The organism is Halobaculum sp. XH14, assembly GCF_032116555.1.
GTDB classification, from domain to species: domain Archaea; phylum Halobacteriota; class Halobacteria; order Halobacteriales; family Haloferacaceae; genus Halorarum; species Halorarum halobium.
The window spans coordinates 593,920-617,008 of record NZ_CP134949.1 but is presented as its reverse complement, the minus strand read 5'-3'; the positions used below and the strand labels follow the sequence as shown (position 1 = coordinate 617,008).

Below are 23,089 nucleotides of genomic sequence, written 5' to 3'. Positions count from 1 at the left end.
CTCGACGTACCGGGCCTCGCCGGGGGCGAAAACGTACCGCCGGGACGCCCGTCGATCAGTCCCCGCGGTCCCGAACGGCGCTCCAGACCGCGGTCGCGCCGAGCAGGGCCGCCGGCACCATCGGCAGGACGAGCATGGAGACGAGGAAGCCGAAACCGAACTCGCCCGGCGTCGCGGGCCGGAGGTAGATCACGCCCGGGATCACGAGGAACGCGAGGACGACGACGGCGACGAGCGTCCAGCCGACCCCGTCGGGGGACTCCGGGGGGCCGTCCGGGCGGTGGACGTAGCCGCCGTCGGCGTCGACCGCGAACTCGTCGTCCCCGGTCCCCTCCTCGCCGTTCCCGGCTCCCGCGCCGTCGCCGACGGCGCGTCCGGTCCTCGCGCGCTCAGAGCTCACTGTCCGGTCTTACGACCACCTTGCCAAAGCCCTCACGGTTTTCGAGCAGCTCGTGGGCCCGTGCGGCCTCGGACATCGGCAGCACCTCGCGGATGCGTGGTTCGAACGTGCCGTCCCAGACGAGTTCGAGCACGTCGTCGACCTCGCCCGGCGTCGCCATCGTCGAGCCGATGACCGACAGCTGGTTCCAGAAGATGCGGTTGATGTCCGTCTCCGGATTGCCGCCGGTGGTCGCCCCGCAGGTGACGACGCGGCCGCCCTTCGCCAGCGACTTCAGCGAGTCGCGCCACGTCGCCGCCCCGACGTGGTCGACGACCATGTCGACGCCGCGGCGGCCGGTGTGCTCGCGGATCTCCGCGGCGAAGTCCTCGGCCTCGTAGTTGATGACGTGCTCCGCGCCGCAGTCCTCGGCGTAGGCGAGTTTCTCGTCGGTGGAGGCGGTCGCGTACACCTCGGCCCCGGCGTGGTCGGCGATCTGGACGGCAGCGTGGCCGACGCCGCCCGAGGCGCCGAGCACCAGGACCTTCTCGCCTGGTTCGAGCCCGCCGCGGTGGAGCAGCATCCGCCAGGCGGTCTGGAACACGAGCGACGCGGAGCCGGCGATTTCCCAGTCGACGTGGTCGGGAACGGGGACGAGGTTGTCCTCGGGCACGACGGTCCGCTCGGAGTGGACGCCGCGCTGGTGCTCGCCGATGATGCTGTAGCGGACACACAGCGACTCCTCGCCGTCGCGGCAGAACTCACAGACGCCACAGGAGACGCCGGCGCTGACGGCGACGTGGTCGCCCTCCTCGAACCGGGTCACGTCCTCGCCGGTCTCGAGGACGACGCCGGCCCCGTCGCTGCCGGGGATGTGTGGCATCTCCAGGTCGACGCCGGGGAGGCCCTTTCGCGTCCAGACGTCGAGGTGGTTCAGCGCGCCCGCCTTCACGTCGACGAGCACCTCGTCTCGCCCGGGTTCCGGGTCCGGGAACTCGCCGTACTCGATCACGTCGCGGTCGCCGTGCTCCGAGAACTGGACTGCCTGCATGGGTCGTGTTGACGCGGCCGGGGACTAAACCCTACCCCCCGCGGCGATGCTGATGGGTGTGGGTTTTCGAAACCGTTCGTCCGTCGGGCCGGTCGTCGGTTCGTCCGTCTCGAAAGTCCCCGCGGCGCTCGGCTTCCGCGACAGCTGCTGTGCGCTTCCCGCTCGTGGTTCGAAAATCGTGGATTTTCGTCAGTACGGGAAACCGACGGTTTCCCGTCAGCGGTCGGATTCCGTCGGAATCCGACAGCATCACGAAACTCTTCGATTTTCGAACGACTGCGCTCGCGTGAGCCTCGCACGAGCGGTCGCGCTGGCGCGCGACCGCCGCGCGCCGTCCGGGAACTCCCCCCTTCTTCTCGTGCCGACTTCGGGCAAAACGTGGCCCGCAACCCCCGAGTTTATGGCCGGCGCGAGAGTTCACTCGCGTATGAGTACGCTCGAAACGCTGCGCGAGAGCGGGGTGGTCGCCGTGCTGCGCGGCGCGGAGTCGGAGACGGTCGTGGACACCGCGAGGGCGCTCGTGGAGGGCGGCGTCACCGCGCTGGAGGTGACGGCCGACACCGACGGCTCGGCCGAGATGATCCGAACGCTCTCGGCGGAACTGGACGACGACGTGCTCGTCGGCGCGGGCACGGTGCTCGACGCGGCGACCGCCCAGTCGGCCATCGCCGCCGGCGCGGAGTTCGTCGTCTCGCCGTCGTTCCACGAGGACGTGGTGGCGACGTGCAACCGCTACGGCGTCCTCGTCGCGCCCGGCGTCATGACCCCGACCGAGGCCGTCGAGGCCTACGAGGCCGGCGCGGACGTGGTGAAGGTGTTCCCCGCCACGACGCTCGGTCCTGACCACGTCGCCGCGATGAAGGGGCCGCTCGGACAGATCCCGATGCTCCCGACCGGCGGCGTCTCGCCGGACAACGCCGGGGCCTACGTCGAGGCCGGCGCGGTCGCCGTCGGTGCCGGCTCAGCGCTCGTGGACCGCGAGGCGGTCGAGGCCGGCGAGTTCGGGGCGATCACCGAGCGCGCCCGGACGTTCCGCGGCGTCATCGAGGACGCGCGGTAGCGGGCCGGATGTCCGGCATCGTCTTCTTCCGCACCGAGTCGCGCCCGGCGGTCGTCGAGTGGTACGCCGACGTCGTCGGCGCGGACGTGTGGCTCGAACAGCCCGGCTGCACCATCTGCTCGTTCGACGGCTTCCGGTTCGGCTTCTGTGACGCCGACGGGACGGAAAACTGTGGCATCCTCACGTTCGTGTACCCTGACCGGGAGGGCGTCGACCGGATGCACGACCGCGTCGGCGACGCCGCCCGCGAGGGGCCCCACGTCAACGAGACGTACGACATCTACCAGTTCTTCGCGGACGACCCGGACGGCCGGACCGCGGAGTTCCAGACGTTCCTCGCGGACGACGGTTCGCTGGGCTGATCGGCGACCGGCTTGCGCGCGTCGAGGACGGCCGGAGACGGGTGCCACGCCGACCCCCGCGGGCGTACCACCGACGCGCGCACGATGGGTCAAACGGCTCTTTCATATTTCCGAATCATTAGGACGGTCGAACTGGACTGGGGGGTATGCGCCGAAGACACCTCCTCGCGGTCGTCTGCGTCCTCGCGGTCGTCCTCGCCGGCTGTTCGGGTGCCGGAAGCGGCGACGCCGGGATGGGTCCCCAGGCCGGCGGCACGACCGGCGCGCCCGAGTCGACGCCCGCGAGCGACGGCGGGTCCGGGGGCGAGGCCGAGGACGCGGGCGCGGGCGTCCAGGCCAACATCCAGAACCGCGAGATCATCTACACCGCCGAAGTGACCCTGCGGGTCGACGACTACGGGACGGCCCGCGAGCGACTCACCGGGGCCGTCCAGGAGCGGGGCGGTTACGTCGGCGACGCGAGCCGCGAGGTCCGGGGCAGCGGCAACGACACGTACACCGTCGGCACGGTGACCCTGCGGGTGCCCTCCGGCAACTACTCGGGCGCGATGGCGGCGGTGAACGGCACCGGCACGGTGCTCCGCTCGACCGAGGACACGAACGACGTGACGAACCGGATCGTCGACCTCGAGGCGCGACTGGAGAGCCTCCGCGCCGAGCGGGACCGCCTCCGGGAACTGTACGAGCGGGCGAACGACACCGAGGACGTGCTGGCCGTCCAGCGGGAGCTCTCGGACGTCCAGACCGAGATCGAACGCACCGAGGCGCAGCTACAGAGCCTCGAACGGCAGGTCGCCTACAGCACCATCACGGTTCGGCTTGAGGAGCCCCGACCCGACCCCCAGCCGCTCGAACGGACGGAGTTCCACGAGACGCCGCTGCTCCAGGCGTTCCTCGCGTCGGTGAACGGCGTCGTCGTGCTGGTCCGCTCGCTCGTGGTGTTCTCGGCGTACGCGCTGCCGTACGCCATGCTCGTCGGGATTCCCGCCGTCGCCGTCGTGGCGCTGTACCTGCGCGGACCCGACATCCGGTAGCGGTCGCGGAGAAGCGATGGCGGTCGTGGGCGAACGGTGAGCGCGGGCGGACGACGCTGACGGGGCGACGTCGGACGCACGGCCGAAGCGGCCGCGACGGCCGCTTGGGGAAGCTATTTTCGACGGCGCGGCCCACCCACGGGCGATGAGCGAACTCCCCATCGACGCCTACTACGACCTGACGCAGGTCCTCGACGTCGTCCTCTCCCCGGACGGTGACCGGGTCGCGTACCTGGCCGACGAGTTCGACGCCGACGCGGACGAGCGCGTCGCCTCCCTGTTCGTCGTTCCGGCCGACGGCTCGCGCGAGCCCCACCGGCTCACCCGGGTCCCGGGCGCGGGAAGCCCGACGTGGGGGCCCGACGGCGACCGGCTCGCGTTCCTCGCCCCGCGCGAGGAGGACACCGAACGACGCGTCGGCGGGGACGACGCGGAATCGGACGCGGATGACGGGACGGACGGGGACGACGCCGGGGACGAGCCGGGCGGGCAGGCGGGCGACGACGAGGAGCCGAAACAGCAGGTGTGGCTGTTCGACCTCGCGCTCGGCGGCGACGCCCGCCAGGTCACCGAGTTCGAGGAGGGTGCAAAGGAGTTCGACTGGGGCCCCGAGGGCGAGCGGCTCGTCGTCGCCGCGCGCGACCCGACCGACGAGGAGTCGGCCTACCTCGACGAGCGGACGGAGGGCGGCCCGCTCGAGACCGAGCGCCTCCAGCACAAGCTCGACGGCGTCGGCTACACCGACACCGTCCGGACGTACCTCCACATGGTCGACGTCGACTCCGGCGAGGCGGAGAAACTCGAGGGCGCCCACGACGGCGGCGCGTTCGCGGACCTGAGTGGACTCCAGCCGGCCTGGGGGCCGACCGACCGCATCGCCTTCTGCGCGTACCACGGCGAGGACGGGGACGCGACGCTCGTCACGGACCTGTTCACGGTCGACCCCGGCGGGGGCGACCTGCGGAAACTCACGGACTCGGAGCTCTCGGTGGACTCCCCCTCGTGGTCGCCCTCGGGAGAACGGCTGGCGTTCGCCGGCGGCGACCCGGTGAACTGGTGCATCCCGACGCAGGCGCACGTCACCGCCGACGAGGCTGACGCGGGCTCCGAGTCGCTGACGGCCGACCTGGACCGGACGCTCGCCCGCGGCGCGCCGCTCGACTGGGCAGACGACGACACGCTGTACACGACCATCGGCGACGAGGCCCGGACCCGGCTGGTGCGGGTCTCGACCGACGGCGCGGTCGACCGCACGTTCGAGGCGCAGGGCGACGGTCGCGCGCTGGCGACCGTCGACGTGGGCGACGAGCGGACCGCGTTCACCTTCTCGCACCCGGGCGAGGGCCAGGACGTGTACGCGGTCGACACCGCGGACCTCGCCGGTGGTTCCGGGGCCGACTCGGCCACCGACCTGGACGCCGGCGCGGGGGAGGAGCCCGACTCGCTCGTCCGGCTCTCGGCGGTGAACGCCGGCCTCACCGACGAGTACGCGATGCCCGAGGCGCGGCGCGTGGAGTGGGAGAGCGACGGCGAGTCCATCTCGGGAATCGTGTACCACGACCCCGACGTCGACCCGGCCGACGGCGACCACCCGCTCGTCGTCGCCATCCACGGCGGGCCGGTGAGCTACGACGAGCCGGTCTTCTCGTTCGACCACGCGGTGCTCACCTCGCGGGGGTACGTCGTCCTCCGGCCGAACTACCGCGGCGGCTCCTCGTTCGGCCGCGACTTCTGCGAGGCGCTCCACGGCCAGTGGGGCACCCACGAGGTGACCGACGTCGCCAACGGCGTGGCGTCGATGGTCGAGCGGGGCTGGGTCGACCCCGAACGCGTGTTCGGCTACGGCTTCTCCTACGGCGGCATCGCGCAGGGCTTCCTCGTCACCCAGGAGCCGGAGCTGTTCACCGCCGCCGCGCCCGAGCACGGCATCTACGACCTCCGGTCGGCGTACGGCACCGACGACGCGCACCTCTGGATGGAAAACGAGTACGGCTACCCGTGGGAGGTGCCCGAGGAGATCGACGCCTCCTCGGCCATCACCGACGCGGGCAACATCGAGACGCCGCTGCTCGTCACGGCGGGCGGGGAGGACTGGCGCTGCCCGCCCTCGCAGTCCGAACAGCTCTACGTCGCGGCGAAGGCCCAGGGCGTCGACGCGCGACTGATTCTCTACGAGGACGAGCACCACGACATCGGCACGCCCGACCGGGCGATCCACCGCCTGGAGGAACTGACCGCGTGGTACGAGCGCCACGACCCCGCAGTGGATTCGGCCGACGCGACGGATCCGCACGGACGGGCCGACGAGGAGTAGGACGCGGCGCGGTCGATTTTTCTCTCCGGCGCGCGTGACGGCGAGCGAAGCGAGCAGCCGCGCGCGAGGGACGAGGTCCCGACCGGAGGGAGGGTCCTCGTCGGCTGGGGAGGCCGTGGTGCGGATGCGGTGCGTCGGGTGGGACTGAGCGGGGCCGCGGGGGCTTTCGAGGAGTGCGTCACGACGGCCGAACTAGCTCCTGGAGCGGTCGCCGCGGAGGCTTTCGAGACGGTGCCACCGGATCTAGCTACCAGAACCGACATCCGATCCAGAACTGCACCACACCCAACCGACGATACGATTTTCCGCCCGACGTCCAAACACGACAGGCATGGAGTTCACCGTCGTCCGGGGCGACATCGCCGACCAGTCGGCGGACGCGCTCGTGAACGCGGCCGGCACGAGCCTCCGGATGGGCAGCGGTGTGGCCGGCGCGCTCAGAGAACGGGGCGGCGAGGAACTGAACGAGGCCGCGATGGAACTGGGACCGGTCGACCTCGGCGCGGTCGCCGTCACCGACGCGTTCGGCCTCGACGCCGGGTACGTGATCCACGCCGCCGCGATGCCCCACTACGGGGACGGGAAGGCAACCGAGGGGAGCATCCGCGAGGCGACGCGGAACGCGCTCGCCGCGGCCGACGAACGCGGCTGTGAGTCGCTGGTGCTCCCGGCGCTCGGCTGTGGCGTCGCGGGGTTCGACCTCCGGGAGGGGGCGCGGCTCATCGCCGAGGAGATCCGCGGGTTCGACCCCGACTCGCTCCGCGACGTCCGGTTCATCGCGTACTCGGACGGGGAGCATCGGACGATTCGGAACTCGGTCGGGACGAACTGATCGCCACTCGGGCACCGACGGACAAATGGGAATACCTTACAGGGGCCGACGAGAAGAAGCCGCTAATCCAGCGTCGCGGGCGTCCAGTCCGCAGCCATATCCATGAGTGAGACATACGACGCGGTGATCGCCGGCGCGGGGCCAGCGGGGGCCCAGTGTGCCCGCGACATCGCCGCACGCGGCTACGACGTGGTCGTCCTCGAGACCGAGGGCGAAGACGAGTTCCCGAGCAGGAGCAACAAGTCCACGGCGGGGACGTTCCCCTCCACCATGACCTCGTTCGGGGTGCCGGACGACGTGGTGATGAACTTCACCGACAGCGTCGTCATCGAGTCCCCGACGGGTCACTTCGACCGGACGCAGTCGGGCGCAGTCCTGGAGTTCGCCGACTTCAAGAACTGGCTCGTCGAGGAGGGTCGCGCCGACGGGGCCGAGTACCGCTTCGACGCGCGCGTCTCGAAGCCGCTGATGGAGGGCGGCGAGATCGTGGGCGTCGTCTACGACGGCGACGAGGAGGTGCGCGGCGAGGTGATCATCGACGCCACGGGGCCGAGCGCCCCGCTGGCGAAGAAACTCGGCGTCGTCGACCTCCAGCGGGAGAAGCAGGCCATCGGCGTCGAGTACGAGTACGAGGGCGTCGACGTGGACCCGGACGGCTACGCCAACCTGACCGACGCGATGATGCTCAGGCTCGACCATCGGATGGCGCCCGGCGGCTACTCGTGGCTGTTCCACACGGGCGGGGACACCGCGAAGGTCGGCGTCTGCTACATCCAGAACGCGGCCCACCGGGAGAACGCCCGCGAGGATTTCACCATCGACGACTACCTCACCAACTGGGTCGATTCGGACCCCCGGTTCGCGGACGCGGAGCGCCTCGAAGGGAAGCAGCACCGCGGCTCCGCGCACATCCAGCCGCCGACGAGCATGTCGACGGACGGCTTCATGGCCATCGGCGACACCGTGCCCACGCTCGACCCGCTGTGGGGCGAGGGAATCGACAAGTGCATGCGCTCGGGCCGGGCCGCCGCGGCCACGGTCGACGCCTGCCTCACCCCCGAAGAGCCGGACACGAGCGCCGAGGCCGTCTCCGTGTACGACCGGCTCTGGCACGACGAGGTCGCGCCGAAGGCCCGGACGCGGCTGGTCATGACGGAACTGCTCTATCTCGCCTCGAACGACCGGTACGACCGGCTGGTCGCGGACCTGAACCGGCTCGGACCGGACACGCTCACGAAGGCGAACCAGGGGAACGTCCGGGCCATCCTGAACCTGCTGAGGCCGGGCGACGCGCCGCTACTGGCGAAGTACCTCCGGAACCGCTATCTGGGGTAGGTCGCCACGGGACCCGTCGCGGGCCGCTCACCGACCCGGCTCCGGCGGCCATCTCTCAGGTCCTCGGTCACGCCTCCTCCTCGGGTTCGAGATCGACGTCGCGGCCGACCAGCGCGACGTGGCCGTAGTTGAGCAGTCCGACGAACACCGTCCCGCCGACGACGTTCCCGAGCGTCGTCCAGAGCAGGAAGTGGCCGAAGCCCCCGGCCGTGATTCCCTGCCCCAGCAGCAGCGCGGTCAGCACCTCCGTCGTGCCGAGGATGCTGTGGTGGAACGGGCCGAACCCGATGGCGCCCGTGCCGAGTAGGACGAACGCCGCGCGACCGATGGTGTCGCGGCTGGCCGCCGAGAGCCACGTCACGAGCCCCATCAGCCAGCCCGCGAGCACGCCGCTCAGCAGTATCGCCCACCAGGATAGCGGCACGAGCGCCCCGGCGAGCGTGCCGAACGCCGTGGCCGAGACGACGTCACGCGAGGCGACGACGCCGGCAAGCAGCACGGAGAAGACGGCACAGCCGACGAGGTTCGACGCGTACGTGACCGCCCACAGCCGACCGAGGTCGCGGGTCGAGGAGCGCCCGTCGAGCACCGGCAGCACGCCGAGCGTGGAGTGGGCCGTGAACAGCTCCGTCTGCCCGACGACGACGAACAGGAACGCGACCGAGGAGGCGGCCGCGAGCGCGGTCTGTCGAACCAGCGCCGAGTCGAACCCGCCCGAGAGCGTCAGCACCAGCGCCATGAACAGCGCCCCGAAGCTGAGGTTCAACCCCGCCGAGACGCCCGAGAGGAACAGCCCCGACAGGGGGCGGTCCATCTCCCGGAGCGCGTTCTCCATCTCCCGCTCGAGGATGTTCCGATACGAGAGCGTGGCCCCGGACGGGTCGCTCTCGTCCGACGAGTCGGCCGAGTCCATGGGGACGAATTCGCCGCGAGGCGGGTTAATTCGGTGGGCCGGTCGCGGGGGTACCGCGACGACCGCGTGGCTTCCCGCACGGACCACAGGTGGCTTGAACCGTCGTCGGTCCGAACGAGGGCCGATGGCAAACGCGCGACCTCCGGCGCTCGACACGCCGTTCGAGATCGGCGGGGTCACCGTCCCGAACCGGCTCTACCGCGCCCCGCTGCTCGAGTGCGCCGGGAACGGCCCCGGCGCGGTCGACGCGCTCGTCGCCGAACTGGAGCCGGCCGCCGCGGCCGGAGCGGGGCTCGTCTGCCAGGGGGCGACCATCGTCCGGCCCGAGGGCGGCTGTGCCGCGCCGGGGATGACCCGCGTCCACGACCCGGAGTTCGTCGCCGAACTCGAGCGGCTCACCGATGCGATCCACGCCCACGGCGGGAAGATCGCCGTCCAGCTCGAACACGGCGGGCTGCGCTCGATGGAGACGTGGCACCGCGAGTTCCGCCGAGCCAATCCGGACCTGCACCAGCTCGCCGTCTCGGAGCCGCCGTTCGTCCTTCGCGCACTCGACGGGGCGGGACTCCTCTCGTACGACCCGCACGTGCTCTCCACGAGCGAGGTGTACGACCTGGCGGCCGACTTCGGCCGCTCCGCGGCGATGGCGGTCGACGCCGGCTACGACCTGATTCACCTCGCCGGCGCGAACATGGGCATCGTCCACCAGTTCCTCTCCCCGTTCTACAACCGGCGCGACGACGAGTTCGGCGACGGCGCGCGCTTCCTCGAACTCGTTCGCGAGGAGATCGGCGACCGTGCCGGCGACGTCCCGGTGATGACCAAGGTGCCCGCCGAGACCGACGCGCCGCCGTTCGTCCGCCGCCGGCTCTCGGCCGACGACTGCGTCCGGCTCTGCGAGCGGCTCGACGCCGCCGGCTACGACGCGCTCGTCCCCGTCTCCGGCTCCGTCTTCTGGGACATGAGCATCGTCAGGGGCGAGTTTCCGGCCCGGTCCTGGCGCGACGAGCGGTTCCGCGAGGGGTACGCCGCCGCCTTCGGCTCCCGGCCGCGCGCGGCGCTCGTCGCGCTGGCGAACTGGGTCGAGTCGCTGGGCTACGGGTTCGACCCGGCGTGGAACGAGGCGCTCTGCCGGCGGGTCCGCGAGCGCGTCGACGTGCCGGTGCTCTGTGAGGGCGGCGTCCGGGACGGGGCCACGATCGACCGACTCCTCGGCGACGCCTGCGACGCCGTCGGGATGGGACGACCGTTCTACGCGGAACCGCGGCTGCCCGCCCGCCTGCTCGACCGGGCGACCGGATCCGGTGCAGCAGCACGCGACGGGACGGGCGGGTCCGGGGACGCGACCGACGGCCAGGTGGCGGTCGCCTGCGAGAACTGCAACAACTGCGTCGTCCCGCAGGCCGCCGGCGAGGCCGGCGTCTGCCGGACGCCGGCCGTGCTGGGCCGCGTGGGGGAGCGTCGTGCGGCCGACGAGTACGACCGCCCGGACGGGTCCGATTAGCTGTTCGGGTCGACCGACTCGACCGTTTCATCGGGCGCGGCACCCTCGGGAACGAGCCGTTCCCGCGTCGACTCGAGCGCCGGCAGTTCGACGTCGACGACGTCGGCGATGGCCTCGGCGGCGCCGAGGAGCCACTCCGCGCGCTCGATTCGTGATTCGAGGTCGCCCGGGCCGATGCGGTACCCCTCGACCAGTTCCTCGGCGGTGGCGCCCTCGACCCACTCGGCGAGGATTCTCGCGGTCTTCACCGACTCGAGCCACGCCTCGAAGTCGTCTGCCTCCCGCATCCCCGTCGTGAACTCGGCGTCATGCTCGCGGGCGAACTGGTACATGGCGGCCCGCTCGCGCTCGCCGAGGTACGTGTCGTGCATGTCCGGGGTCGAACAGACGAGTTCCAGCGCGGTGAGCGCGGTCACGTCCCCGGGGTCCATCGCCGCCGCGGTTCGGATGCCGGCGACCAGGTCGCGGCCGGTGGCGGGCTTGACGTACTGTCTGGACACCTGCGAGCCGAGCGGCGTCGCGGCGATGCCGTCGCCGTCGGGTTCGAGCATGTCCATGTCGATGAGTTCGGCGATCACGTCGCCGACGACGCCCCCCAGATCCGGGTTCGGCGTCCGCGAGGCGTAGAACGTCCCGCCGAGCGCGTCGAGGACGCCGGCCTGCGAGCCGGCGATGCCGGTGGCGACGAGCGCGAGCGTGTGGGTCCGGAGCGCGGCCCGGTCGCGAAGCTGTGACTCGACGGCCTCGGATTCGCCCTCGACGTAGCGCGTCCAGAGCTCGTCGCGGTCGTCCGCGTCGCCGACGAGCACCGCCTCGCCGTAGGGGTCGAGGTGCGGCCTGCCGGCGCGCCCGCACATCTGGTGGACCTCGAGGACGGGCAGCCACTCGGTCCCCGTGCCGGTGTAGCGCTGCTGGTCCCGGACGACGACCCGGCGCGCGGGGACGTTTACCCCGGCGGCGAGCGTCGGCGTCGCGCAGATGACCGCAAGTCGGCGGTCCCGAAACGCGTTCTCCACGACCGCGCGGTGTTCCGAGCGGAGGCCCGCGTGGTGGAACGCGACGCCCCAGGCGGCGCTCTCGGCGAGCCGTTCGCCGACGTCGGTGCCGCCGGCGTCCCGGACCTCCTCGGCGACGGCGGCCGCTTCCACCCCGATGCCGGCCGCCTCGGCGAGCCCCGCCTGTCGGAGACGGTCGGCCAGCCGTTCGGCCTCCCGCCGCGAGCGGACGAACGCGAGCGCCTGCCCGCCGTTGGCCACCGCATCGCGGACGAGCGCGGCGGTCGCCTCGGCGTCGGCCTCGCTCGCGGGGTCGTCGACGTCGATGCCGTCGACCGCGAGTTCGGTGTCGTCGTCGAACCGGACGGACGCCTCGGCGTACACGCCCGTCCGGAGGTCGACGGGTCGCCACTCGGACTCGACGAGTTCGGCGTCGAGCCACGCCGCGACGGCCTCGGGGTTGTCGACGGTCGCCGACAGCGCGACGACCTGGGCGTCGCCCGCGCGGCGGCGGAGCGTCGCGAGCGTCACCTCCAGGGTCGGGCCGCGCTCGGCCTCGCCGAGCAGGTGGACCTCGTCGACGACGACGCAGGCGAGGTCGGCGACCCAGTCGGCGCCGTTCCGGATGGCCGAGTCGACCTTCTCGGAGGTGGCGACGACGACGTCGTGGTCGGCGAGGTCGCTCGCCGCGGAGTCGTAATCGCCCGTCGAGATGCCGACGTCCACGCCGGGCAGGGCGTCGAACTCCTCGTACTTCTCGCGGGCGAGCGCGCGGAGCGGGCAGATGTAGAGGCCGGGGCCGTCGGCGGTGAGCAGGCCGAGTTCGGCGACGAACGTCTTGCCCGAGGCGGTCGGGATGGCGGCGACGACGTTGTCGCCCTCGCAGACGCCGGCCTCGACGGCGGCGGCCTGCGGCGGGTACAGTTCCTCGATACCCTCCTCCCGGAAGTGGTCGACGAACTGGGGAGCGAGCGGGAGGGAGTCGACGCGCACGGTTGGCGGTACTGGGTCGGTATCGGGTAAAAACGTGTCGTGGACCGTGGCGTCAGTGGTCGCGACCGAGACGGCGCTAGTGGCCCTCGTGAGCGTGGCCGTCGCCGTGGCGCCGATGGTCGACGTGGTGGTGTCCGTCGCCGCCGTGCTGGAGGTGCTCGTGATGGTGGTCCGACCCGTCGGCGTGGCCGTCCGGCAGGCCGTCGGCGTGTGCGTGCGGGTCGCCCTCGACGAACTCGTGGGCGTCGCGGTCGCCGCCCGCGAACTCGGCCGCGCGCTCGGCGAACGCGTCGGGGTCGACGAGGTCGCGCTCCACGAGGAACCGTTCGAGCGCCGCGAGCCAGGCGCCGTAGTAGTCGTCCTCGTCGCCGTCGTCGGCGCCGGGCGTCCGGTCGAGTTCCGCGACGAGTTCCCCCTGGAAGTCGTCCCAGTTCCGGTCCCGTTCCTCCTCGTCGGTGAGCGCCACGGCGAGCGCGAATGCGCGGGCCTGCCACGGTTCCGCGAACGTCGGGCCGTCCGAATCGCCGTCGCCGAGCGGTCGTCGGTGGTCCCGCTCGCCCGCGCCTCGCCGGTCGTCCCCGGCGCTCACGCCTCGACACCCCCGAGCCGTTCGACGCCGATCATCGCGTTCCGCGTGACGAGGTCGGCGAGTTCGTCCTCGCTCAGGTCGTCGGTCCCCCCGGGGCGCTGTGGAAGCACCATGTACCTGATCTCCGAGTTGGAGTCCCACACCTCCACGTCGACCGAATCCGGGAGGTCGGTGTCGAACTCCTCGCGCAGGAGGGCCCGCGGTTCGTCGACGACGCGGGAGCGGTACGCCGGCGACTTGTACCACGTCGGCGGGAGGCCCAGCACGGCCCAGGGGTAACACGAGCAGAGCGTGCAGACGACGACGTTGTGGACGTCGGGCGCGTTCTCGACGACCCGGAGCTCCATCACCTCGTCGTTGACGCCGATGTCGAGTTCGGCGACCGCCGAGATGCCGTCCTCGAGCAGCCGCTCGCGGTAGTCGGGGTCGGTCCAGGCCCGCGCGATGACCCGCGCGCCGTTCATCGGTCCCACCTCGCTCTCGTAGGTGGAGACGACCTCGTCCACGGCGTCGGTGCTCAGGATGCCCTCCTCCACGAGCAGCGACTGGAGCGCCCGCGCCCGCGCCTGTGGGTCGACGTCGCGGAGGTCACGCGCGGCGGTGCTCGTTCGTTCTCCCGCGTCCTCTTTCATGTGAGTCGGTGGCGGTCGCGCGGACTTAGCCGTTGGCCTCGGGGTGGTCCGCGAACGGCCGCGAACGTGGACGCTTCGGGGCGTCGATACGAGATCAGCCGCCTGGCGCGCGGCGGCCGCGCGGAGCGCGGCCGCTCGTGCGAGGCTCACGCGAGCGCAGTCGTTCGAAAATCGGAGATTTTCGTGATGACGAAAGACGCCCTGGCGTCTTTCGAACCACGAGGGTGAGTTCCGAGGAGCGTGCTCCGAGGTAAGGCGAGGTCCCGACCGGAGGGAGGGGCCTCGTCGGCTGGGGAGGCCGTGGCTGCGGTGCGGGTGCGGTGGGTGGGACTGAAAGGGGCCGCGGCGCTGGACGACGTTCACGAGACGCACGGCGTCTCGTGAGCTCACGAGAGCTTTGCTCTCGTGAACGGCGCGGACCGTCAAGCACCGCAGGGAGCGAGCGAAGCGAGCGACTGAGGAGCGCAGCGGCCGCACCGAGTCCAGCGCCACGGGGGCTTTCGAGGCGGTGGTCACGACAACCGAACAAGTTCCAATAGATAGCGCCACGGGGTCTGGCGAGGCGGTCGAAACGATGAATGAACCGACGCAGGAGCTGACAGTTGGGGAGGTTTCGTAGTCCGCCGGACGGAGAACTCAGACCGAATCCAGGTACGGTTCCCAGAGTTCGACGTGCAACCAGTCCCCGTCAGTGTTGGCCTCGCCCCATAACTCACCAGAACCGAAGCGGACGTTGTACAGTGGCTCGGCCCGCTCCTCGCCGTGTGCGTTCGCGTCGGGGTAGACGTACGACCCGCGATACGCCACGACCTCGCCCTCCGCGCCGCGGACGTAGCGCGGGCAGCGGGTGTGCCGTTTCGGGTGCTCCTTTCGAACCCGAACCCGGTCGCCCACCTCGAACGCTGGCTCCCCGCCGTCGCGCCCGCTCATGTACACCTCGCGGACGCCCTCGAGGAGTTCCGGGAGGCGCTCGGGGTCGGTCCGTTCGGTCGCCTCGGCCTCGCCCGCCTCGATGGCGCGAGCGCGTTCGAGCAGTTCGTCGGCATCGACGACGCCGGCCTCTGCGAACAGCGATTCGGCCGCAGTCAACCAGCGCTCGTAGTACGGCGTCCCGAGGTAGTACTCCGGGTCGAGGCTCTCCAGTTCGTACCGGAAGCGGTCGAGTTCGAACGTGTCCGACCCCAGGCCGGCGAGGTAGAGCGCCTGAACGACGCCCTCCCACTCGTGGTGGAACGGGCTGGCGTCGTCGGGTTCGTCGGCGGGCAGGTCGTGGAAGGTGTCCATCCCGCCGACGTCGTGGATGCCGTCCATGATCGGTTCGTCGCGCCGTCCGGTCTAAAACGTTGTCAACTCTTGGCACGGTCAACGGAACCCCGACCGCAACCGCCACCACGACCGCGAAAGCCCCCGGTCACGGGGGACACGAAAGACCGACGGCGGAGCCATTCGTCGCCCGCCTTCAGAACAGGCCGTGCTCCGCGAGTCGTTCGACGCCCTCGCGGAGGCGCTCCTCGCTCGCGGCGTAGGAGATGCGCGCGTAGCCCGGCGCGCCGAAGGCGGAGCCGGGGACCGTGGCGACGTGGGCGTCCTGGATGGCGGACTCGGCCCAGGCGGCGTCGTCCTCGTCGACCGGAAGCATCACGTAGAACGCGCCGTCCGGTTCCGGGGGTTCGACGCCGTGGTCGGCAAGCAGGTCGAGCACGAGGTCGCGCCGGTCGCGGAACGCCTCGACCATCTGGTCGACGGCGGTCTCCGTGTTCGAGAGCGCCTCGACGCCGGCGTGCTGGACGAAGTTCGTCGCACAGGAGACGGAGTGGCTGTGGAGTTTGCCGGCCTGGGAGACGAGGTCGCCCGTCGCGTGGAAGTAGCCGAGCCGCCAGCCGGTCATCGAGTACGCCTTCGAGAAGCCGTTCACGGTGATCGTGCGGTCGGCCATCCCGTCCAGGCTCGCCAGGCTCGTCGGCTCGACGCCGTAGGTGATCTGCTCGTAGATCTCGTCCGAGATCACGGCGACGTCGTGCTCGACCGCGAGGTCGCGGACGCCCTCCAGCGCGGCCTCGGAGAACACCGCGCCCGTCGGGTTCGCCGGGGAGTTCACGACGAGCAGTTCGGTGTCGTCCGAGACCGCCTCGCCGAGCGCGTCGAGCGCGGGTTCGAGCTGGAAGTCGTGGGGCGCGAGGTCGACGCGGCCGAGGTCGCCGCCGGCGAGTTTCACCATAGCCTCGTAGGACACCCACGCGGGGTCCAGCAGGACCACCTCGTCGCCGTCGTCGATCAGGGTCTGGACGACCTCGTAGAGCGCCTGCTTCGCGCCGGGCGTGACGATCACGTCGTCCGCGTCGGCCGCCACGCCGTCCGCGCGAAGCTTGTCGGCGATCGCGCCCTTCAGCTCCGGGATCCCGTTCGAGGAGGTGTAGCCGGTGTTCCCGGCGTCCATCGCCTCCTTGCCGGCCCGGACGACGTTCTCGGGCGTCGGGAAGTCGGGCTCGCCCACCGAGAGGTTCACGACGTCGATCCCGTCGGCCTCCAGTTCCGTCGCGGCGTTGCTGATCGCCAGCGTCGCCGACGGCTCGACGCGCTCGACGCGCGCGGAGAAGTCGAACGCCGTCATGCCGGGAGCCCCTCCGCGAGGTCGACCGCGGCGTCGACGGCCTCCGCACCCTTGTGGATCCGTTCGCGCGCGACGGCCCCGCTCTGGCCCGGCCCCGAGACGCCGAACGTGACCGGCTTGTCCCGCTCCAGGCTCACGTCGGTCAGTTTCCGCGCGGTCGCGTGGCCGATGACCCGATCGTGGTCCGTGTCGCCCGAGACGATGGCGCCGACGACGGCGACGGCGTCCACTGCGTCCCGGCGCGCGAGGCGGTCGGCCGCGAGCGGCGCGTCGTACACTCCCGGTATCTCGACGGTCTCGGCGAGTTCGACGCCGCGGTCCTCGGCCGCCTCCCGGGCGGTTTCGGCCATCGGCTCGGTGACGGACGCGTTGAAGCGTGCCACCACCAGTCCGAGTGTGACTGTCATACGCGAGCGGTCGGCGTCGCCGGTGAAAGGCGTACCGCTCGGGGCCGATGTCGCCCATCGGCTTCGGTTCGGTGTGGAGCAGCGTTCGTCGGAATTTCGTGCGGGAACTCCAGTAGCCGGAACGGTAGCTGGTCGTTCGCGGGCCCGAGAACGCCGTGGTGTAGACCGCGAAAGCCCCCGCGGCTCGTTTCAGTCCCACCCATCGGTTGGTCGGCCGTGACGGTCGCCCGGTCAGCCGGCGGGTGAGTTGGCAGCAGGTGAGTGGTCGACGCGTGCTGGCGGGTGGCGCGCGCGACGCAAACCCCCTTCGTGGGGTGAGTCGACGCGCGCGAGGGGTGAGCGAGCCGGCGCGCCCCTGTGGCGCGCCGACAGCGAGCGAATCGGCTGGGGAGGGCGAGGCAGAAATCACCGCCAGGGGTAGTGATTCGACTCCGTCACAGCCACTGCAAGCACGACGGTCCGAGGACTCTCCGAGGAGCACCCATCTCGCCGGAGCACCCGCGTTTTAGTCACCGCGAACCCAACCGGAAACCGATGACCACCGACATGCAGTACCGACGACTCGGCTCGACCGGAACGAAGGTCTCGCAGCTCTGTTTCGGCACCTGGCGCTTCGGCAAGCGCTCGGACGGCGTCGTCGAGACCGACCGCGGAGAGGCCCACGACCTGCTCGACGCCTACGCGAACGCGGGCGGGAACTTCATCGACACGGCGAACGTGTACGGCGACCCGAACGGCACCGGCGAGGAGTACGTCGGCGACTGGCTCGCCGGGCGCGACCGCGACGAGTTCGTCCTCGCCTCGAAGGTGTACTTCGGCTTCGACCCCGAGAACCCCAACGGCTCGGGCCTCTCGCGCACGCACATCCGCCGGCAGATCGAGGGCACGCTCGACCGGCTCGGCACGGACTACCTCGACGTCTACTACGTCCACCGGTTCGACGAGGAGACGCCCGTCGAGGAGACGCTCTCGACGCTTTCCGGGCTGGTCGAGGACGGCCGGGTCAACTACCTCGGCGCCTCCTCGATGGCCGCCTGGCAGCTGACGAAGATGCTCTGGAAGTCGGAGGTCCACGACCTCGAACGGTTCGAGGTGACCCAGCCGCTGTTCCACGCCGCCTACCGCGACACGGAGGAGTACCTCGACGTCGCAGCCGATCAGGATCTGGCGGTCTGCCCGTACTCCCCGCTCGCCGGCGGCTTCCTCACCGGGAAGTACGAGCGCGCCGAGGACGGCTCCGCGGTCGGCCCGGAGGGCTCGCGCGCCGACCTCGTCGACTCGTTCCAGGAGTACTACGTCGACGAGCGAAGCTGGCGCGTCCTCGACGAGATCCGGTCGGTCGCAGACGAACTCGACGCGACGCCGCCCCAGGTCGCGCTCCGCTGGCTGGTCGAGCGCCCGGACTACGCCTGCATCCCGATCGTCGGCGCTCGGACGGTCGACCAGCTCGAGGACAACCTCGGCGCCGTCACCATCTCGCTCTCGGACGACCAGCGAGGACGAATCACCGACGCGCGGGAAGCGGAACCGGACGTCGAGTAGCGTCCCCCGCCGAGCGGTCGCGTCGTGGCGGGGCTCCCCGCCGGTGTCATCGACCGACGGACCACCCGAAGGCACTTGTCGACACTCGTCCAGGGACGGATAGTGACCGACGACGACGACGCCCAGCGGCGGACGGTCCGCGAGGGCTACGACGCGCTGGCCGGAGACTACGGAAAGTCGCGCGACCCCCCGGAGGCCCCACTCGTCGAGTCGTTCCTCGACTCGCTGCCCGACGGGAGCCGACTGCTCGACGTCGGCTGCGGACAGGGGTCTCCGGTGCTCGATCGCCTCCCCGACGCCGTCGACGCCGCGGGGCTCGACTTCTCGATCGAACAGCTTCGATACGCCCGCGAGGCCACCGACGCCGACCTCCTGCAGGCGGACATGACCGCGCTCCCCGTGGCGAACGATAGCGCGGACGCCCTCACCGCGCTCCACTCGCTCATCCACGTCCCGACCGAGCAGCATCCCGCCGTGGTTCGGGAGTTCGGGCGCATCACGGGCCCGGACGCGAAACTGCTGCTCACCGCGAACTCTGACGGGTGGGCGGGCGCGAACGACGACTGGCTCGGGGGAGGCGCGCGCATGGAGTGGTCGTTTCCTGGCGTCGAGGAGACCCGCGAACAGCTCCGGGCCGCCGGTTTCGAGGTGGTCGAGGAGGAACTGGTGGCGGACGAACTGGCCGAGGGAGACGACGACGCAGCCTGGCTGTTTCTGACCGCTCAGAAGCGGGGCGAGTGAGACGACGGTGGGGCGTTTGCGGGTCGTCCCTACGCGGTCGCGCCGACGTGCGAGCGGACGCCGTCGACGATGGCGGCCCGATCGAACTCGTCGGCCTCCTTGTCGAAGACGACCTCGTCGTTCGCGCGCACCTCGAAGACCCCGGCGTCGCCCGTGACGAGCGCGACGCGGTCGACCTCCTCGCCGAACTCCTCGAGGATATCCTGCTGGATGTCCTGTGCGCGGCCGAGCATCCCGCAGGGGACGCAGTACTCGATTTCGACTTCGGTCATTCCGTTCTCGTGTTGTCGCGGGACGCCCTAAAGCTCGTGGCACATTCGGGGGATCGGATCGAAGCGCCCGAGCCACTGCTGCTGTGACCGCCTCGAAAGCCCCATGCTGTCGATTCATCCCCGAGCCAGCAGTACCGCGTCCAGTCGCTCAGGACCGCCACGCAGCGATCGCATCGAACCCCGGCCGCCACCACAGCAGCGCCACGGTCACCAGAAACACCAGCGTCGAGGGGCCGTAGCCGACGCCCGCGGCGGCCGCCAGCAGCGCGCCGCCACCGCCCAGCGTCGAGGCGACGACCGTGGCGAGGATGGGGAGCGCACAGGAGACGCACGAGAAGATTCCGAGCAGGCCGGCGACGCCCGCGCCGGAGGCTTCCACGACCGTCCCGTACAGCAGGTACGCCAGCGCCGCGTAGCCGAGCACCTTCGCCGGCATCAACACCGCCGCGACGACGGTCCCGCCGTAGGTGAGTGCCGGCCCCCAGCCGGGCGGGAGGAGCGCGACGCCGAGGCCGGTCGGCGTCGTGGGCGTCGGGGGGCCGACGACGCCCCCGAACGTGGCCAGGAGCGCGAGGTAGCCGACGGCAACGACGCCGGCACGACGTCGCTCCGAGGCCGTGCCGCCGGGTGGCGAGTACCGCGCGAGGACCAGCAGCGCGGCGTTCACCCAGACCAGCCCGTAGAGCGTGAACAGCGGCGAGGTGAGCCTCGCGTTCGTGACCGCGAAGTAGGCGACCGCCAGCGCGAGTTCGAGGTTGACGACGAGCGTCGCCGTCAGGAGGTCCGCCCGGGAGACGTCGACCCGACGGCCCGCCAGCCGAACAGCCATCTCAGACGGCGAGCGCGTCGACGACGATGGCGAGCAGGGCGGTGCCGAGATAGAGGTTCGAGGCGTGGAACGCGCGGAACGCGGCCGACTCGTCGCGCTCGTAGTGGAGGCGGACGATGGTCCAGAGGAAGACCGCGCCGACCGCGACCCCCGAGAGCGCGTACAGCCAGTCGAGGCTGGCGAACCCCACGAGGGCCGCGCCGACCGCGAGCGTGCCCGCGAAGTACCAGAGGATGTGCCGGCGGGTCGCCGTCTCGCCGCGGACGACCGGCATCATCGGGAAGCCGCCGCGCTCGTAGTCGTCGCGGTACGCGAGCGCGAGGTTGTAGAAGTGCGCGGGCGTCCAGAGGAAGATGAACGTCGCCAGGGCGACGCCGCCCAGCCCGACCGTCCCCGTCACCGCGGCCCAGCCGATGAGCGCCGGAAGCGCGCCGGCCGCGCCGCCGAGCACCGTGTTCTGGACCGTGTTCGGCTTCAGGACGAGCGTGTACACGACCGAGTAGAACAGGATCGCCGTCAGCCCGAGCGCCGCCGCGAGGAGGTTCACCGAGGCGAACAGGCCGACCGAGACGACCGTGAGCAGCAGGCCGAACGCGGTCGCGTTCCGTACCGAGACGAGGTCGACCGCGAGCGGTCGGTCGCTCGTGCGCTGCATCTTCCGGTCCACGTCGCGTTCGAGCACGTGGTTGAACGTCCCCGACGCGCCGATGGAGAGCGCGCCCGCCGTGAGCGTCGTGACGACGACGGCGGGCGAGAGGTCCGCACCGCCGGCCAGCGCCATCGCCGCCGAGGCGACGAGACAGAGCAGCCACATCAGCCGCGGCTTCATCAGCCGGAAGTACGCCCCGACGGTGAGTCGCGCGCGCCGGACCGGGGCCTCGCGCCACGTCGGCGGGGTCGGTCGGCCGGTCGAGGCGATCGGTTCGGCGGCCGGCTTCGGGCCGTCGGATGGGGTGTCGGCGACCCCGTCCGGCTCGCCCGTCTCGGCCTCCAGTTGCCACGCGAGCGCGGCGAGCAGGCCGCCGAAGATGAACAGGCCGACGACGAGGTGGAGCCCGGAGGTCGAGAGCGTGACGCCCGCGAGGGTGCCGACCGTGCCGCCGCCGCCGAGCGCGATCGACGCGCCGAGCGTCGACTGGAGGGGGTAGAGCAGGACGGCAACGAGGAGCGAGACGGCGACGCGGCCGGACGGACGTTCGCGGAGCGCGAGGACGCCGGTGGCGAGGACGAGCACCCCGACCGCGAGCGCGACCGCGCGGTGGCCGAGCGCGACCCACCCCGCGAGCGAGGTCGGTGCCGCGAGCCCGTCGCCACACGCCGGCCAGGCGCTACAGGCCGCCGCCGCGTCGGTGACGGCCGTCGTGGCACCGACGACCAGCAGGAGGTACACCCCCATCGCCGTCGCGGCGAGCAGGGCGGGGAGCCGCTTCGTGTGCACTAGCGGGGGGTATCCACGCGTCGCATATCAACCCCCCGCTTCGGGGAACGTCGCGGTCGCGGACAAGCGGGTACACGAGCGGGAGCCGGCGGGAAGCGCTACCGGGACGGGCGGGAGCCAGCGAGCCGCGAACGGGTGTGAGACGCGCGAACTGGCGGCTCGGCGGGGGTGGCGAAACCGCACGGACGCGGTCGGATTCGACGGAAGACAGCAGGTATTTACGTCGCCTGGCCGAACCCGGGAACACATGAAGGGCACGCGTCTCGGGACCCTCCTTGCGACGCTGGGCGGCCTCACGCTGTTCGTCGGAACGGCGGCGGCCCAGCCGTCCACCACAGCCGAGCTCATCAATCAGCTCAACGATCGGCTCCTCTACATCGGGGTTCCCATCACGCTGCTGGTCGAGGTCATCCTCATCTACACCGTCCTGAACTTCAAGGACGCCGACGAGGCGAAACCGACCCGCGAGAACCGTCGACTCGAGATCACCTGGACGGTGGCGACGGCCATCATCCTCCTGTTCGTCGGCGTCGCCTCCTACGGCGTGCTGGCCCACGAGGACGTCACCTACACCGGCGACGAGATCGCGCCCAACGAGAGCGACGTCCACGTCCAGGCGGACGCCTACCAGTGGAACTGGGAGATGAACTACCCCGAGGAGAACGTCAGCGCGCTCACGGCGGGTGACGTCGAACTCGCACAGGCCGACGGGGTGGAAGGACCGGTGATCGTCCTGCCGGCCGACCGCGACGTCTACATCTCGGTGACGTCCCAGGACGTCATCCACGCGCTCCACGTCCCTGACATGGGGCTGAAACAGGACGCGGTCCCCGGCCAGACGAACACCATCAAGACCCACACCCTCGACACCGGCGTCTACCAGGGCTACTGTGCGGAGTACTGCGGCGTCGCCCACTCCCAGATGTACTTCAGCGTCGTCGTCGTCCCGCAGGACGACTACCAGTCGTTCCTGTCGAACCAGAACGCGACGTCGGCGAACGCGTCCGCCTGAGCGCCGGTCCGGCACGCCGGGCGACCCGAGTGGCTCCCCTTTCAAGTTCTCCACGCCCGTAGTCGAAGGCATGCGAGACGAGGAGGAGATCCGCGAGCAGTACGAGTTCCTGGCCGAACAGCTAGAGTCCGACGAGATGCGCCACGAGCGGATCAGGGGGATGTTCACCTACTACAAGCGGGCGCTGGGCTGGGTGCTTGAGGAAGAGTACATATAGACCGACCATGATGGCCCGGTAGCTTTA

The 23,089-nt window shown here is 71.0% G+C and carries 23 protein-coding genes; 11 read left to right on the top strand and 12 right to left on the bottom strand.

Annotated features, from left to right (window positions below; genetic code table 11):
* Positions 1-55 precede the first annotated feature (55 nt).
* Together RJT50_RS03015 and RJT50_RS03010 are read right to left on the bottom strand one after the other, a co-directional pair.
* Positions 56-400, bottom strand: a complete 345-nt coding sequence (locus RJT50_RS03015) for a DUF7977 family protein (protein ID WP_313693960.1) — start codon at positions 398-400, stop codon at positions 56-58.
* Positions 390-1,430 (bottom strand): zinc-binding dehydrogenase, encoded by a 1,041-nt coding sequence (locus RJT50_RS03010; RefSeq protein WP_313693958.1) that lies wholly within the window; start codon positions 1,428-1,430, stop codon positions 390-392. The genes RJT50_RS03015 and RJT50_RS03010 overlap by 11 nt, the downstream gene beginning before the upstream one ends.
* A 400-nt stretch (positions 1,431-1,830) precedes the next feature.
* Between RJT50_RS03010 and RJT50_RS03005 the strand changes: the two genes are divergently transcribed.
* The 6 genes from RJT50_RS03005 (at position 1,831) to RJT50_RS02980 (ending at position 8,367) form a co-directional block, all read left to right on the top strand.
* Positions 1,831-2,490 (top strand): bifunctional 4-hydroxy-2-oxoglutarate aldolase/2-dehydro-3-deoxy-phosphogluconate aldolase, encoded by a 660-nt coding sequence (locus RJT50_RS03005; RefSeq protein ID WP_425499700.1) that lies wholly within the window; start codon positions 1,831-1,833, stop codon positions 2,488-2,490.
* 8 nt (positions 2,491-2,498) lie between these two features.
* Positions 2,499-2,852 (top strand): VOC family protein, encoded by a 354-nt coding sequence (locus RJT50_RS03000; RefSeq protein ID WP_313693953.1) that lies wholly within the window; start codon positions 2,499-2,501, stop codon positions 2,850-2,852.
* Between the two features lie 146 nt (positions 2,853-2,998).
* Positions 2,999-3,886: a DUF4349 domain-containing protein gene (locus RJT50_RS02995; RefSeq protein WP_313693952.1), complete on the top strand. Its 888-nt coding sequence runs from the start codon at positions 2,999-3,001 to the stop codon at positions 3,884-3,886.
* Between the two features lie 145 nt (positions 3,887-4,031).
* Positions 4,032-6,200: a S9 family peptidase gene (locus RJT50_RS02990; RefSeq protein WP_313693951.1), complete on the top strand. Its 2,169-nt coding sequence runs from the start codon at positions 4,032-4,034 to the stop codon at positions 6,198-6,200.
* Positions 6,201-6,531: 331 nt separating this feature from the next.
* A complete protein-coding gene (locus RJT50_RS02985; protein ID WP_313693950.1) occupies positions 6,532-7,032 on the top strand; it encodes a macro domain-containing protein in 501 nt (166 codons plus the stop codon).
* Between the two features lie 102 nt (positions 7,033-7,134).
* A complete protein-coding gene (locus tag RJT50_RS02980) occupies positions 7,135-8,367 on the top strand; it encodes a digeranylgeranylglycerophospholipid reductase (protein WP_313693949.1) in 1,233 nt (410 codons plus the stop codon).
* Between the two features lie 67 nt (positions 8,368-8,434).
* Here RJT50_RS02980 and RJT50_RS02975 read toward each other — a convergent pair whose 3' ends face one another.
* Positions 8,435-9,280, bottom strand: a complete 846-nt coding sequence (locus RJT50_RS02975; protein WP_313693947.1) for a formate/nitrite transporter family protein — start codon at positions 9,278-9,280, stop codon at positions 8,435-8,437.
* 124 nt (positions 9,281-9,404) lie between these two features.
* On the opposite strand from RJT50_RS02975, the gene RJT50_RS02970 reads away from it, so the two are divergent.
* On the top strand, positions 9,405-10,784 hold the full coding sequence (locus tag RJT50_RS02970; RefSeq protein WP_313693945.1) for an oxidoreductase: 1,380 nt from the start codon (positions 9,405-9,407) through the stop codon (positions 10,782-10,784).
* On the opposite strand, the gene RJT50_RS02965 is transcribed toward RJT50_RS02970, so the two are convergent.
* The 6 genes from RJT50_RS02965 to ribH all read right to left on the bottom strand — a co-directional run bounded on the left by RJT50_RS02965 (position 10,781) and on the right by ribH (position 17,011).
* Positions 10,781-12,772, bottom strand: coding sequence for a DEAD/DEAH box helicase (locus RJT50_RS02965; RefSeq protein ID WP_313693944.1), 1,992 nt, complete (start codon positions 12,770-12,772; stop codon positions 10,781-10,783). The genes RJT50_RS02970 and RJT50_RS02965 overlap by 4 nt on opposite strands.
* A 76-nt stretch (positions 12,773-12,848) precedes the next feature.
* Positions 12,849-13,361 carry a nitrile hydratase accessory protein gene (locus RJT50_RS02960; protein WP_313693943.1) on the bottom strand — a complete coding sequence of 171 codons (513 nt, stop codon included), beginning with the start codon at positions 13,359-13,361 and terminating at the stop codon, positions 12,849-12,851.
* Positions 13,358-13,993 (bottom strand): nitrile hydratase subunit alpha, encoded by a 636-nt coding sequence (gene nthA / locus RJT50_RS02955; RefSeq protein WP_313693941.1) that lies wholly within the window; start codon positions 13,991-13,993, stop codon positions 13,358-13,360. Before nthA ends, RJT50_RS02960 begins: the two co-directional genes overlap by 4 nt.
* 636 nt (positions 13,994-14,629) lie before the next feature.
* Positions 14,630-15,304, bottom strand: a complete 675-nt coding sequence (gene nthB, locus RJT50_RS02950; protein ID WP_313693940.1) for a nitrile hydratase subunit beta — start codon at positions 15,302-15,304, stop codon at positions 14,630-14,632.
* Positions 15,305-15,452: 148 nt separating this feature from the next.
* Positions 15,453-16,604 carry a pyridoxal phosphate-dependent aminotransferase gene (locus RJT50_RS02945; protein WP_313693938.1) on the bottom strand — a complete coding sequence of 384 codons (1,152 nt, stop codon included), beginning with the start codon at positions 16,602-16,604 and terminating at the stop codon, positions 15,453-15,455.
* The gene (ribH, locus tag RJT50_RS02940) at positions 16,601-17,011 is read right to left on the bottom strand and encodes a 6,7-dimethyl-8-ribityllumazine synthase (RefSeq protein WP_313693937.1); all 411 of its coding nucleotides are present in this window, start codon (positions 17,009-17,011) and stop codon (positions 16,601-16,603) included. Before ribH ends, RJT50_RS02945 begins: the two co-directional genes overlap by 4 nt.
* Positions 17,012-17,557: 546 nt before the next feature.
* Between ribH and RJT50_RS02935 the strand changes: the two genes are divergently transcribed.
* Together RJT50_RS02935 and RJT50_RS02930 are read left to right on the top strand one after the other, a co-directional pair.
* Positions 17,558-18,553, top strand: a complete 996-nt coding sequence (locus tag RJT50_RS02935; RefSeq protein WP_313695906.1) for an aldo/keto reductase — start codon at positions 17,558-17,560, stop codon at positions 18,551-18,553.
* 102 nt (positions 18,554-18,655) lie between these two features.
* On the top strand, positions 18,656-19,294 hold the full coding sequence (locus RJT50_RS02930) for a class I SAM-dependent methyltransferase (RefSeq protein ID WP_313693935.1): 639 nt from the start codon (positions 18,656-18,658) through the stop codon (positions 19,292-19,294).
* Positions 19,295-19,323: 29 nt separating this feature from the next.
* Here RJT50_RS02930 and RJT50_RS02925 read toward each other — a convergent pair whose 3' ends face one another.
* The 3 genes from RJT50_RS02925 to RJT50_RS02915 form a co-directional block, all read right to left on the bottom strand.
* Entirely contained in the window at positions 19,324-19,566 is a 243-nt protein-coding gene (locus RJT50_RS02925) for an Rdx family protein (protein ID WP_313693933.1), read from the bottom strand.
* Positions 19,567-19,714: 148 nt separating this feature from the next.
* On the bottom strand, positions 19,715-20,395 hold the full coding sequence (locus RJT50_RS02920; protein ID WP_313693931.1) for a DUF7546 family protein: 681 nt from the start codon (positions 20,393-20,395) through the stop codon (positions 19,715-19,717).
* A 1-nt stretch (position 20,396) separates the two neighbouring features.
* Entirely contained in the window at positions 20,397-21,791 is a 1,395-nt protein-coding gene (locus tag RJT50_RS02915) for a heme o synthase (protein ID WP_313695905.1), read from the bottom strand.
* A 289-nt stretch (positions 21,792-22,080) separates the two neighbouring features.
* On the opposite strand from RJT50_RS02915, the gene coxB reads away from it, so the two are divergent.
* A complete protein-coding gene (gene coxB / locus RJT50_RS02910; RefSeq protein ID WP_313693930.1) occupies positions 22,081-22,845 on the top strand; it encodes a cytochrome c oxidase subunit II in 765 nt (254 codons plus the stop codon).
* A 70-nt stretch (positions 22,846-22,915) separates the two neighbouring features.
* Positions 22,916-23,062, top strand: coding sequence for a hypothetical protein (locus RJT50_RS02905; protein ID WP_313693929.1), 147 nt, complete (start codon positions 22,916-22,918; stop codon positions 23,060-23,062).
* The last annotated feature ends 27 nt before the right edge of the window (positions 23,063-23,089 follow it).